Raw genomic sequence first — 13,472 nt, forward strand, 5'->3', positions numbered from 1 at the left:
CTTTATTGGGCAAAATGGAGCGTTTAGCACAACGGAACAAAATCAATAAATTTTTTAGTGGTTCTTCTCAATACTTCTTCTGGCAATCCGACTAACCTCATTCTCTACAGCGGCATCCCCCTTGCCTGCAGCAAATCTCTATTCTTCTCTCAGCCATTTTGCCACATCAAGTGCATGATATGTAATAATCATCTGCGCTCCGGCTCTCTTCATTCCGATCATATTTTCCATAACGATTTTTTTCTCGTCAATCCATCCGTTTGCAGCAGCAGCTTTTACCATTGAGTATTCGCCGCTTACATTGTATGCACAGAGTGGCATGTCTGTTTCCCAGGATGCTGTTTTTAAAATATCCAGGAAGGCGAGTGCTGGTTTGATAATGATGATATCTGCTCCTTCATCAATGTCATCCTGAATGTCACGCATTGCTTCTCTTGGATTATGGTAATCCATCTGGTATGTTTTTCTATCGCCAAATCCTGGTGCAGAATGAGCTGCGTCACGGAATGGTCCATAATATCCGGAAGCCATTTTTGCGCTGTAAGCCATGATTGGTGTCATCTTGCATCCTGCCTCATCTAAAGCTTCACGAATTGCTGCGATGTGACCGTCCATCATATTAGATGGTGCTACCATATCTGCTCCTGCCTGGGCGCATGTTACGGCAGTTTTTGCAAGTAAAGGAAGTGTCTCATCATTTAAAATGATACCATCTTTGATAAGTCCACAGTGTCCGTGAGAAGTATATTCACAAAGACAGATATCAGCGATTACAACTAATTCAGGAAATACTTTTTTAATATAGCGGATTGCTTCCTGAATGATTCCATGTTCGTTGTATGCTTCTGTTCCACATTCGTCCTTATGTGCAGGAATTCCGAATAAAAGAACTCCCTTTACTCCTGCCTCACGAATGCGGTCTAATTCCTCATCTATACGGTCGAGGGAATACTGATAAATTCCTGGCATAGAATCAATTGGATTCTTGATATCATTTCCTTCGATAACAAATAATGGGTAAATTAAATCGGATACACTTACCGATGTTTCGCGAACTAATGCACGTAAGTTTTCTGTTGCACGAAGACGTCTTCTTCTAATCATAATATATTCTCCTATCTGTATAAATACTATTAAAACATAACAACTATCCAGAACTTTACTAAACACAAAACATATTGCTTCTGTAATCTTAAGCCATATATCCAGTAAAATGACACAATCCCAAATAGCTACAAAAAATACAATTTTAACGCTTATATTTTACCACACTGAATGTAAAAAGCAACTTTACTGGAGTGTGTTTGAAAAATGCTTTCTGTAAGATGTGCATTACAATTTGCGGGAGATTTTTCAAACACGCTCTACCCCTCTTCCCCAATCTGAATAAACTGAATCATCCCCGGACCTAAGTCCTCGGTTGGTCTGGCAATAAATCCATGCTTTTTATAAAATTCTTCTCTTCCTTTAGCGCACATCAGGTCGAACATCATTGTTGTTCCTTCATAGCCTTCCTGAATGACAAATTTCTTCAAAGTCTCCAAAATAAGTCCACCGATACCTTCGCCCTGTACTTCTGGACGAATAATCAAGTCCTGTACATAGCAGATAATCGCTCCATCTCCTACGATTCTGCCCATGCCGACTGCCTTTCCGTCTTTAAATGCAACTAATGTATACATACTGTTGCTAAGTCCCTTTTTCGCCTGATCCCTTGTTAACTTTCTAAAATTAACGGACTGGCGAAGTTCGAGATAGGTATCTATGTCTAATTTGTCTTCTACTAATTCAATCATTTTTGTCCCTGCCTTATTATTTCTTCTATTTCTTTTTGGGTGAGAACTCTTTCTTCTGCAAATGCCTCTGCTGCCGCTGTTTTTAAAATATACCGCCGCTGCGATTCTTCTTTAAAGTTTGCCTTTACATACTCGCGGAGTTTCCCCATAAAAACTGCAATATCTGCATAATAATCCGGAACAGCTTTTTCTATTTGTTTGCGAATGTGCTTGGATACGGTCGGACTTCCTGTCCCACTGTTAATCCCAATGCTAATATCTCCCTTGCGGACAACCGATGGGAAAATGAAACTGGATTCTTCTTCAGAATCTGCTACGTTTACAAGGACATTATAAGCGTGACAAAGTTCTGCAATATGATGGTTTTCCTCACGATTACTTGTGGCTGCTACAACAAGAAAAGCTTTGCCAATTTCCTTTTCTAAAAAGATATTTTTTCTGATTTTTAATAAATCTTCTGATAAATCTGCTGATAAACTTTCCAGTAAATTCTCTGAGATTTCCAAATCATAAGAAATGTTTTTTAGATTACTATTAGAACTATATCTTTTATCGAGAGTGTTTTCCAACTCTGTATTAGAAATATTTCCACCTGTATCATATTTATTTTCATCTATATCCCATTCATTTTTATTACATCTATTTTTATGAATATATTTAAAAACGCCTTCAAAAACATTTTCCTCAGGTAAAACTTCTTTGATTTCTCCACACACTTTTTCTGCCATTACTACAACATCTGCACCGTATTGAAGCAGCGTATATACCTTTCTCGCTGCAACTTTTCCACCGCCTGCAATAAGGCATCGTTTTCCATCGATTTGTGTAAATATCGGAAAATATGCCATTGCTACAGCTCGATTCCTACACGGGAACTTACACCGTGATCAAATGGATGTTTTACTTTCTGAATCTCGGAAACATAGTCTGCATGATCCATTAATTTCTGTGAAGGATTTCTTCCCGCAAGAACAACTTCTAAACCAACTGGTTTTTCTTCAAGATGTGTGATTAATTTCTCCTCGTCAAGAAGATTACTTTTTATCGCATATACACTTTCATCCATAACTAACATATCGTAGTCTTTCGCCATTTCAAAAAGCTTGTCTAACATTTCATTATTATAAATACGAAGTTCGTCAAGTTCCTGCTCATTCATCTGGAATGTAAACTTCTGCATTTCTCTTCCTCTTACTAAAGTGATCCCAGGAACTTTTTCGAGAATATTTCTTTCGCTGGAACTGTTATCTTTAAGGAACTGATAGAAAAGAACCTTCTTGCCGCTTCCTGCTGCACGGACCGTTAAACCAACACTGGTCGTTGTCTTTCCTTTGCCGTCTCCGCAGTAAATATGAACTAAGCCTTTTCCAGAAGTATCATCTTTTTTTCCAGCGCAACGAACCATCTCTTTCTTCTCTCCAAATAATACTTTATAAATTGCATCCATATCCAGACTGTTTCGAATTAAATCTGCGAGCTTATTATACTGTATTTCTTTGTATTCCGCTATACTAAGATGATTTTCTGCAGGATTAATTCCCTTTTCTTTCATAATATCCTGCACAAGAGCAAATACGAGGTCCTCATTATCAAAGATTCCATGCAGATAACTTCCCCATACACGGCCGTCTTTTGTCATATATGCATCGGTTCTTCCATCTTCAAGAGTAATCATTGGAATTGCTTCCCCAAGATTTTCTGTTGTTCCCATATGAATCTCATAACCCTCTACGGATAGATTATCAAGGTTATAAATATTGTGTTCTTCAGAAATATGTCCATGAATTCTCGTTCTTGTCTTCGCTTCTTTAAATATTGTTTTGGTATCGAGAAGCCCAAGTCCACGCATATCCCCTCCATGTTCTACTCCGTCCGGGTCATGCATTTCCTTACCAAGAAGCTGGAATCCTCCACAGATTCCGATAACTCTTGTTGTTCTTGCTGCGCGGATAATCGCACCTTCTAATCCGCTCTCGATAAGCCATTCCATATCTCCCATTGTATTTTTTGTTCCCGGAAGAAGAATCAGATCTGGGTCTCCAAGTTCTTTTTTATCGGTAACATAACGAAGAGAAACTCCATCAATTAATTCAAAAACACTGAAATCGGTAAAGTTAGATATATGAGGAAGACGGATAACGGCAACATCAATTCCCTCGGTAATTGTTTTCTGATTCAAGCGGTCAGATAAACTATCCTCATCGTCCACATCAATTTTTTCCATTGGAATAACACCAAGTACCGGTTTACCTGTCAAATCTTCAAGCATAGCCAGTCCTGGTTTTAAGATATCCACATCACCCCTGAATTTATTGATGACAATTCCACAAAAACGCTCCTGATCTTCCACAGGAAGTAACTTAATCGTTCCATATGCGGAAGCAAATACGCCTCCTCTGTCAATATCTGCAACAAGAATAACCGGCGCATCTGCCATTTTTGCCATTCCCATATTTACAATATCATTTTCAGCAAGATTGATTTCGGCTGGGGAACCTGCCCCTTCAATAACGATAATATCATTTTCTTCGGAGAGATGATTAAATGCCTTCATGACTTCCGGTGCGAGATTATCTTTCATTTTATAATATTCCTGCGCACTTAAATTATCATAAACCTCTCCGTTTACGATAACCTGGGAACCCATGCTGCTTGTTGGCTTTAAAAGGATTGGATTCATCCAGTGTGTCGGCTCTATCATTGCCGCTTCTGCCTGCATTGCCTGCGCGCGTCCAATTTCCAGTCCCTCTTTTGTAATGTAAGAATTCAATGCCATGTTCTGGGATTTAAAAGGAGCTACTTTATATCCATCCTGTTTAAATACTCTGCAAAGTCCCGCTGTAACAAAGGTTTTTCCTGAATTCGACATCGTTCCCTGTATCATAATTGCTTTTGCCATTATTCTTCCCCTTTCAAAATCATCCGTAATGCTTTTATGAGTTTTTCATTTTCCTCATGAGATTTTACCGCCACACGCCAGTAATCTTTTCCAAGATTCACATAATTGCTGCAGTTTCGAATCATGATTCCATAACTTTCTAATCGTCTATCTAAATCCGTAATTCCCGGTGTCTGGAAAAACAGATAATTTGCCGCTCCATCATACAAAATAACCGGCAGCTTAAAAAACTCTTTCTTCATATAAGAAAGTTCCGCTGCCACCGTCTCTATTACCCTTTCTTTGTATACATTATCGGAAAGTGCCGCCACACCCGCACACTGTGCAATATGACTTACTGACCAGGCCTGTCCGGTGCGATTTACCTTTGCAATCACATCTTCACTTCCTGCAAGAATGTAGCCAAGCCGCACTCCCGGAATCGCATATAACTTTGTAAATGACTTTAAAATAATAAGGTTTTCATATTTTTCTATAAAAGGCTTTACTGTATATTCACTCTCATTTTGACAGATTTCTAAGAAACATTCATCAGCCATCACAAAGGTATTCGTCTCTTTTGCCCGTTCAAGAACACGAAGAATCAATTCTTTCTCTGTAAGAATTCCTGTCGGATTATTTGGATTACAGATAACAACAAAATCCGTTTCTTCCGTTATCTGCTCTAAAATATCTTCTTTGATTACAAAATCATCACGCATAAGATAGTACTCCATCTGTGCACCTGCTGCGGACAATGCTTCCTCATACTCCACAAAAGCCGGAGCCGGAAGCAATACTTTTTTTGGATGTAAACCAAATGCCAGACGGTATAAAAGGTCAGCCCCTCCATTTCCACAGGTAATATGACTTTCTGGTACATTATCCTGCTTACTGATGGCTTCTTTTAAACGACTACAATCAGGGTCTGGATAATTTATTGTTCCATCAATCGCTTCTATCATTGCCTTGCGAATATGTTCCGGCAAGCCAAGCGGGCTGATATTTGCGGAAAAATCCAGGATATCTTCCTCCCGAATCCCCATCTCCTTCGCTTTCTTGTAAATGTTTCCTCCGTGTGAAATCTTCTTCATAACTTTAGCCTCAATTTTCTAAATCGTTGGTTATTATATATTAAGTATTTAAAATAACTGCACATAAATCAAAAATGTAATCAGACAACATACCGCCATCGATAAAACTGCGCTGACATACAATAACTGATTGGTTCTTTTTATATCTTCATACTCTACTGGACGGATATCATCCCCTATTGTCGGTTTCACGACTGCTTTTCCAAAATAATTGTGGGTTCCCCCAAGCTGAATCTGCAATGCACCTGCCGCTACTGCCTCGGTCTGCGCACTGTTCGGGCTTAAATGTGCAAAACGATCCCTTTTAAATATTTTCACTGCTCCCTTAAAATCAAAACGTAAAATAAGTGAGGCGATCATCAGCATTACTGCGGCAAATCTCGCCGGAATAAAGTTGCAGATATCATCCATTTTTGCAGAGAAAAACCCAATGTTTATCAATTCTTCATTCTTATATGCAACCATCGAATCTAACGTATTGACTGCCTTGTATGCAAAACCAAGCGGTGCGCCGCCGATTGCTATAAAAAGCATTGGCGCAATAACACCGTCTGCCGTATTTTCCGCGATAGTTTCCACATCTGCCTTTGCCACTTCGCTCTCATCGAGGTTCTCTGTATCACGTCCAACCAGATAAGAAACTTCCTTTCTTGCTCCGATAAGATCTCCCTCTTTTAACTTTTTATAGACCTTCATAGATTCTGTTTTTAAACTCTTTGTCGCAAGAATCTGATAAATAAAAAATGTCTCTAAACAGAAGCGAAGAACCGGATGAATCAGATTTGCCACATATAAAATTCCATAAACAACGGCAAATGTTCCTGCTACAATAAAAAGCATTAAGAAGAAACCTGCTGTCTTTTCTACTCCTGCTTTTCTCTCGATTTCTTTTTCTCTCACTTCTTCATAGCTGCAGCCGTAAATCATATGCTGCATGCCTTTTTTTAACTTATCGATAAACCACCCGATAATCTGTACTGGATGAATCAGCCCATGTGGGTCTCCAAAGATTAAATCCAGTATAAATCCGAGTAACATCGCATAAATCAGTCTCATTATTCTGTTTCCTCTCTTATGCTTTTTACATACTCAAATTCTTTGATATTTTCTCTGCCATATCTACAAATCGTTCTGCAACTTCCCTGCAGTTATGAAAATAAAAATGCGGATATCCTGCCATGATATTTTCTTTTACATAAAGACCGTTCCAGCATTTTCCGGAATACTTTTTAATCTCGCAGGAATCGCCTCTTTTGTCTGCCTTTGAATAGTGAAACTCATGGGCGCGAATATTCGTATTTTTCTTAAAAAATGCAGTATCACAAAGCGCATTTAGTGTCACATAGCCAAACTGCATGGACAGACGCTTTGTCATATGCACATCGGTATCAATCAGACCAAGCATATCCATCGAACTGTCATCCGTTTCCACTAAATGATTACAGACATACATAAAACCGCCGCACTCTGCAATAATCGGCTTGCCTGCTTTTGCTGCCTCACAAATAGATTCTTTCATCGAAAGATTCTCTGCCAGCTCCTTTCGATACGTTTCCGGATAACCGCCGCCAAGATAAATCCCATCCGTATCCTCTGGAAGCTGCACATCATTTACCGGACTAAAATAGCAAAGTTCCGCTCCAAGCTGCTCCAAAATCTCCAAATTTTCTTTATAATAAAAACAAAATGCCTTATCCCACGCAACCGCGATTTTCGCCCGCTTTTCCGCTGGAACTTCCGGTCTTTTTACCGCTGTAAGAGGTTCGGCCTTTTCCCCGATTTCTAAAAGTAGATCAAGGTCAATGCACTCCTCCGCCGTCTCGCCAAGAAGACTTAAAATCTCGTCAAGATTATCAATCTCTGCTGCGGTCATCAGTCCCAAATGCCTGCTGCCGATATAAATTCCTTCTTTTTGTGGAAAATATCCCACAACAGAAATTCCAAGTTTCTCTTCAATTTCCGGCTTCATCAACTGATACATTCCCTTACTGCATCGGTTTAAAATAACTCCAGCTATCGGATTGTCCTGATATTCTACCATTCCTTTTATAAGTGGAATCATCGTGTGAGACATTCCCTTCACATTAAATATCAAAATGGTCGGTGTTCCCGTCTCTTTTGAAACTGTCCATGTACTTTTCTCACAACTGATACCAACACCATCATAATAACCCATGACACCTTCTGTCACAGAAAAATCCACATCCTGGCTATCCTTTCCTACAAGATACCTTAAGTCCTCTCCTGTAGAAAAAAATGGGTCCAGATTCCGACAGTTCCTTCCTGTAATATGACTGTGCAACATAGGGTCAATGTAATCCGGCCCACATTTATAGGATTGAATATGAAGTTCCCGGTTCACAAGAGCCTTCAAAATACCACAGGTAATGCTGGTTTTTCCACAACCGCTATTTGCACCTGCAATCAAAACTCGCGGCATCGGTTTCACATTTTCCATATATTGATACACCTCCATATCACTTTCCCAAGACTTTTTACTTTCTTTATATTAGAGCGCATTAGGTCTGTCGATAAGAATCATCTTAATCCCTGTCTGCCTGCAGGCTTCCACTTTCACATCAACGCCACCCGTTTTTCCACTGTCTTTCGAAACAAGTACTTCTGCCTCTGTTTCCCTGATAAGCCTCACATTATCCTCAACTGTAAAAGGAGGCATTTTCCCGAAAACATGCCCCTCTGGATAACCAGCTTTTGCACATCCTTCCAGAGATGAAACATTATCAAGCACACGGATAAAAAGGCGCTCTGCTCCATTTTCTACACCGGACATATATGCTGCCGCTGTGTTCACTCCTGTTGTAAGAAAAACATTTCCCTTCAACTCATTTAAAAGGGTAATCGCTTCCTGTACATCTTTTACATGAACAATGCCTTCATAATCATATTGGAGGTTTGTTCTCTCATATCGCTCATACGGAATATCTGCTGACTCTGCCACCTTTTTCACCGTCTCCGATACAATCTTTGCAAATGGATGGGAAGCATCAATAATCTTTTCACATGGATTCTCCTTAAGAAGTGCGAGAAAACCATCCTGATCAAGCCTTCCTACATGAACATCAATGTCATATTCAAGAAGCATTTCCTTTCCAAGTTCCGTAGCCACACTGGCAAGAATCCTTTCATTTGGATTCTCTCCAAGCAGCTTCTCAATCACCTGTCTTGATTCTGTTGTCCCGGCAATCACCAAAACATTATATTTCATAATTACATCTCACTTTTAATAATCATTGTTGTGAAATATCCATACTCGCGGTCAGGAATCAGCGGACCAACATACTCGCCGTCCATTCCAACATTGCTGATAATCAATGCGTTATTCTCCATGCCGCGTTCAACCAATAGATCATACACTTCTTTCACATGACTTCCAACCTTCATAATAACAAGGTTATCAAAAACACCAAGAGTCTTCTCTACCTGATCAATTCCTTTCAGAGATGGTATTACACCAAAACCTTCATTTCCCTCTACGATAGAAATACCAGCCTTGCTTGCTCCAGCACAGAAAGATGGGATACCGGAAACCATTTCCACATCATATCCTTCTTTCAACAAACGTTTATGAACATATGCATAAGTACTGTAAATTCCAATATCACCAAGCGCGAGCATCGCGATTGATTTTCCTTCATCAAGTAACTTCATAATTTCTTCGGCAGCCGCCTGACGGCAAGCCTCACGCTTTGTCTTATCTTTTGCCATTGTAAATACGATTTCCTGAATCTTTTCCTCAGGAATCTTAACAGCACCTTTTGCAATATTTAAAGCGACACTATCTTCGCCTTCTTTTTTCACCGGTACTGCAACAATATCACATTCTTCAATTAATCTTTTTGCTTTCAGAGTTAAAAGCTCTGGATCACCAGGGCCAACTCCGATTCCATATAATTTGCCTTTCATAATCTTCCTTTCCAGACGGATTTTGAGAAAGAAAAAGCAATCGTTTGAGTTATTATGTTTGAACCCAATTTTCAAATGAATATAAAAGAAGTTATTTTTGTTCCGTTGTGCTAAACGTTCCGTTGTGCCTGATAGTACAGACTCGCTCGAAAACGAGCTCGCGAGTCTACAGTCAAAACTCCACAGCACAAAGTCACAAAATATCTTCTTTTATATTCATTTGAAAATTTCACTACAGATAATCCAACTCAAACTACTTTCTTTTTCTTCGTCAAAAATCCTGTCTATATAAATCTATTGGTGGGTATAGTTAATCATTGTCTACTCTTCCCTTCTGGAACTAAAATCATTTTACAAAGACTCCGCCTTCTTCAGGTGTTTTACAAACATTTCTGCTATCGCATCAATTTCCCCTAAACCTTTCATTATAACCTCGGTTTCAAATCCGTCTGCTTTTAAGATGGAATCCCAGGAGTCGGCTTCGGCTCCGGCGAGGTCATTTCGGGCATGATCGCCTGCTACGATCATAAGGGGCATAACATATACTTTTTTAATATCTCTTATTTTCAAACGACGGATAACGTAATCAAGACCAGGGAATCCTTCTACGGTTCCGACATATGTGCTTTCATGTCCAAGGTCTCTGAGCATGTTTTCAAACTGGCTGTATGCGCTGTTGGCAAAGTGTTCTGTTCCATGTCCCATGAATACAAAAGCTTCGTCTTTCGCTAATGGCTTTTCTAATTCCTGCATAACGATCTCGCAGGCTTCTTTGTAATCTTCCTCTTCGGTAAGAAGGGGGTTTCCAACCTTGATTGTTGGAATCTGATCTTTATATGCTAAAAGCATATTCATCATTTTGTCATATTCCAGTCCATTTATAATATGTGTTGGCTGACAGATTACTTCTTCGTAACCTTCTGCTACCAGTCGTTTCATCACTTCATCCGGATTATGGATAATGACATTTTTTGTTCTTGCCCATTTACGGATAATCATTCCAGATGTAAATGCTCGATAAAAGTCATAGTCCGGAAATGCCTTTTTGCAGGTTTCTTCGATGTTGACGATTGCTGGAAGTGCTTCCTCAAAGCTTGTTCCAAAACTCACTACTAATAATGCTTTTTTTCCCATTTTTTCTCTCCTGTTTGTTCCCTGATAACAATCAAAAACAGACTGTTACATTTTTACACATTCATTTTTTTGAATATATTATATGGCTACAATGCAAAATATTCTGCACTGTATAATTATACATTATCATATAGCCTTTAAATGTACGCTGTGAATATCATTACTGGATTATTCGTATCCATGATATGATAGCTACCGATTTTTCTTCCCCGTCCGACTGTCGCCTGAATGACATCGAAGTCTGGGGCGTATTTTCCTAAAAGTTCATTGGTTTCTGCGATAGTTTCGATTGTTACCGCAGAAATGACTACTTTTATTTTTTTAGGAAATGCCGCGATTGTCTCTAATATCTGAGACATTTCTTTGCCGCTGCCGCCGATAAATACTTTGTCAGGTTCAGGCAGCTTTGCTACGGTTTCGGCCGCATCCCCTTCGTAGACGGTTAAATTATCTGCCGAAAATTTTTCTTTGTTTTTGTAAATTAATTTTACGGCAGTTTCGCTTCGCTCTACGCTGTGTACTGTTCCAAATGGAACCTGTCTTGCACATTCGATAGATACAGAACCTGTTCCTGCGCCAACGTCCCACACAACATCATCAGGATGTAACTTCATTTTATGTAAAATGAGTATGCGGATTTCTTCTTTGGTCATCGGTGTTTTATCTCGCTCAAAATCTTCATCTGATAAAAAACATGGACGAACAATCTGGCGTGGAGATGGATTTTTAATCATTGCGACACAAAGAGAGGGGAACTCTTTTTTTACCATTTCAGCAGGTGTGCCGGATGCAAGGATTTCATCTTCGTAGGAAAGATTCGCTCCGGCGCAGACAGTCACATCATCAAGCTGATAGTCCAGCATAATCCGAGAAAGCCATGCCGGGCCCTGTTCTTTGCTGCAAAGGAAAAATACTTTCGGATGTTCTGTTACCGCAAGTGCAATAGAACCTGCTGTTTTCGCTCTTCCATGTACACTGATGATCAATGCATCTTCCATTGTTTCTCCGAATGCTGCACCGAGCATCTGTAAGGAACCAACGCCAGGGATAATGTCCATATCCCAATTCTCGCTGATCGGATCATTGCAGATTGTGCGATAAAGGCTGTACATAAGCGGATCGCCGCTTACCGCCATTACAACATCATGTCCCTCGGAAAGAATTTTTCCAATCTGCTCTAGCGTGTCTTTAATTTTCCCCATTGCGAAAAAAGATATAGAATCATGCTGCAATACAGACGCTGAATCACTGACATCCTGGCACAATTCTTCTAAAATCGGTAAAACTCGCTTTGCCGCAATTACGGTATGGGCTTTTTTCATTTTTTCAATTACTGCCGGTAAAATGTAATCGGCTTCACCTGGTCCGATTCCAGCTACGGTTAATTTGCTCATTCTAACCTCCACAGTTATTTTACTTCTGCAATTATTTTCTTTCTGATTTCGCCTACATTTTTGATTTCTGCAATTATTTCAAGCTATACATTACTAATCATTTCTTGCAGGCTGAAAGTACTTCTTTTATATTCTCGCTCACCGCCAGAATTTCATTTTGTCCATCAAGGAAAATGATGCCTACTCTCGCCATTTTGTGGGCGGTTTTCTCGCAATACTCCGATGCTTTCTGTGCCATGTCCGGCCAGATATCCATCAGGCCTTCTTCTTCAACAATCTTCATTGCTGCCTTTGTCGTGAGACAGTCATAAATCTTTTTGATAACGGAAGTCGGTGCACCGTGAAGTGCTGCATGGGTACAGATAGTTTCGATTCGCCCGTCTGCCACATGACTGTGCGTATTCATTGTGCCTGAGGCTACTTTTACAAGTTTGCCGACAAAACCTCCGATTAAAATATCAGTAAAGCCTCTTTCCACCGCTTCTTCTATCATAAAGCCGATGTAATTGCTTACCTGCAAAATGCACTGAAATTCGCCATACTGTTCTTTTAATGCATTCTCTCCCGTTCCTCCAAGTACAAAAAGAATGGTTTTATGTCCCTGTTTTGCATACATATCAAGTTCCGCAATCAGAGAATCTTTCATCGCTTCCTCACTCATCGGCCGGACAATCCCTGTCGTCCCAAGAACTGAAAGTCCATCTACAATTCCAAGCCTTGGATTAAATGTCTTTTTGGCAAGTTCTTTTCCACCGGGAATACTTACTGTTACACTTGCCTTTTTATTGCCGATAATCTTTCGGATTGCCTTTTCTGCCATCTGGCGGGGAACGGGATTAATCGCCGGCTGTCCCGGAGGAATCTTTAATCCTTCCTGCGTGATAGTGCCGACTCCTTCTCCTCCGAAAAAGGAAATGTCTCCCTCTTCCTCAAACAGCTCAACCTTTGTGACAATCTCGCTTCCATTTGTTACGTCCGGATCATCCCCGGCATCTTTTACCACGCCGCAGACTCCGAACTCTCTTGGAATAATATCAAGATAAAGTGTTTTCCCGATTGGGGTATCCACCTTCACTACTGAAGGACATTTACCCGTTGTCTGCCAGATCACGGAAGCCTCCGCTCCACCGGTCATACAGGAGCCAGTGGAAACTCCTTCTCTTAGTTTTTTCATAAATTCAATTCCAATATATTTTCATGAAAATAATCTCTTAAAATGATTTATTCAAATTCATTTTTTAGAAAATAATTT

At 39.9% G+C, this 13,472-nt stretch carries 13 protein-coding genes and 1 pseudogene; 1 reads left to right on the forward strand and 13 read right to left on the reverse strand.

Annotated elements, in window-relative coordinates:
* Positions 1–138: 138 nt before the first annotated feature.
* Both hemB and EUBHAL_RS17085 read right to left on the reverse strand, forming a co-directional pair.
* Positions 139–1,104 carry a porphobilinogen synthase gene (gene hemB, locus EUBHAL_RS00020; protein ID WP_022170584.1) on the reverse strand — a complete coding sequence of 322 codons (966 nt, stop codon included), beginning with the start codon at positions 1,102–1,104 and terminating at the stop codon, positions 139–141.
* Positions 1,105–1,256: 152 nt separating this feature from the next.
* A pseudogene (locus tag EUBHAL_RS17085) lies at positions 1,257–1,346 on the reverse strand (DUF6783 domain-containing protein); the annotation flags it as partial.
* Here EUBHAL_RS17085 and EUBHAL_RS17365 point away from each other — a divergent pair.
* Positions 1,305–1,412 (forward strand): DUF6783 domain-containing protein, encoded by a 108-nt coding sequence (locus EUBHAL_RS17365; RefSeq protein ID WP_465220315.1) that lies wholly within the window; start codon positions 1,305–1,307, stop codon positions 1,410–1,412. The pseudogene EUBHAL_RS17085 and the gene EUBHAL_RS17365 sit on opposite strands and share 42 nt — an antisense overlap.
* On the opposite strand, the gene EUBHAL_RS00025 is transcribed toward EUBHAL_RS17365, so the two are convergent.
* The 11 genes from EUBHAL_RS00025 to cbiD all read right to left on the reverse strand — a co-directional run bounded on the left by EUBHAL_RS00025 (position 1,365) and on the right by cbiD (position 13,394).
* Positions 1,365–1,796: a GNAT family N-acetyltransferase gene (locus EUBHAL_RS00025; RefSeq protein ID WP_005343280.1), complete on the reverse strand. Its 432-nt coding sequence runs from the start codon at positions 1,794–1,796 to the stop codon at positions 1,365–1,367. The genes EUBHAL_RS17365 and EUBHAL_RS00025 overlap by 48 nt on opposite strands.
* Positions 1,793–2,644: a precorrin-2 dehydrogenase/sirohydrochlorin ferrochelatase family protein gene (locus tag EUBHAL_RS00030; protein WP_005343281.1), complete on the reverse strand. Its 852-nt coding sequence runs from the start codon at positions 2,642–2,644 to the stop codon at positions 1,793–1,795. Before EUBHAL_RS00030 ends, EUBHAL_RS00025 begins: the two co-directional genes overlap by 4 nt.
* Before the next feature lie 2 nt (positions 2,645–2,646).
* Complete coding sequence (locus EUBHAL_RS00035; protein ID WP_005343282.1) at positions 2,647–4,695, reverse strand: cobyric acid synthase; 2,049 nt, start codon at positions 4,693–4,695, stop codon at positions 2,647–2,649.
* Positions 4,695–5,768, reverse strand: a complete 1,074-nt coding sequence (gene cobD / locus EUBHAL_RS00040; protein ID WP_005343283.1) for a threonine-phosphate decarboxylase CobD — start codon at positions 5,766–5,768, stop codon at positions 4,695–4,697. The genes EUBHAL_RS00035 and cobD overlap by 1 nt, the downstream gene beginning before the upstream one ends.
* Before the next feature lie 48 nt (positions 5,769–5,816).
* The gene (gene cbiB, locus EUBHAL_RS00045; RefSeq protein WP_005343284.1) at positions 5,817–6,824 is read right to left on the reverse strand and encodes an adenosylcobinamide-phosphate synthase CbiB; all 1,008 of its coding nucleotides are present in this window, start codon (positions 6,822–6,824) and stop codon (positions 5,817–5,819) included.
* 25 nt (positions 6,825–6,849) lie between these two features.
* Positions 6,850–8,226, reverse strand: a complete 1,377-nt coding sequence (locus EUBHAL_RS00050) for a cobyrinate a,c-diamide synthase (RefSeq protein ID WP_044921078.1) — start codon at positions 8,224–8,226, stop codon at positions 6,850–6,852.
* Positions 8,227–8,277: 51 nt separating this feature from the next.
* A complete protein-coding gene (gene cobK, locus EUBHAL_RS00055) occupies positions 8,278–8,994 on the reverse strand; it encodes a precorrin-6A reductase (RefSeq protein WP_005343286.1) in 717 nt (238 codons plus the stop codon).
* Positions 8,995–8,996: 2 nt separating this feature from the next.
* Positions 8,997–9,692 carry a precorrin-2 C(20)-methyltransferase gene (gene cobI, locus EUBHAL_RS00060; RefSeq protein WP_005343287.1) on the reverse strand — a complete coding sequence of 232 codons (696 nt, stop codon included), beginning with the start codon at positions 9,690–9,692 and terminating at the stop codon, positions 8,997–8,999.
* Positions 9,693–10,043: 351 nt separating this feature from the next.
* On the reverse strand, positions 10,044–10,826 hold the full coding sequence (locus tag EUBHAL_RS00065; RefSeq protein ID WP_005343288.1) for a sirohydrochlorin cobaltochelatase: 783 nt from the start codon (positions 10,824–10,826) through the stop codon (positions 10,044–10,046).
* 137 nt (positions 10,827–10,963) lie between these two features.
* A complete protein-coding gene (cbiT, locus tag EUBHAL_RS00070) occupies positions 10,964–12,220 on the reverse strand; it encodes a precorrin-6Y C5,15-methyltransferase (decarboxylating) subunit CbiT (RefSeq protein WP_005343290.1) in 1,257 nt (418 codons plus the stop codon).
* Positions 12,221–12,317: 97 nt separating this feature from the next.
* The gene (cbiD, locus tag EUBHAL_RS00075) at positions 12,318–13,394 is read right to left on the reverse strand and encodes a cobalt-precorrin-5B (C(1))-methyltransferase CbiD (protein ID WP_005343291.1); all 1,077 of its coding nucleotides are present in this window, start codon (positions 13,392–13,394) and stop codon (positions 12,318–12,320) included.
* Positions 13,395–13,472: the final 78 nt, after the last annotated feature.

The organism is Anaerobutyricum hallii DSM 3353, from assembly GCF_000173975.1.
In the GTDB taxonomy this organism is placed as follows: Bacteria; Bacillota; Clostridia; order Lachnospirales; family Lachnospiraceae; genus Anaerobutyricum; species Anaerobutyricum hallii.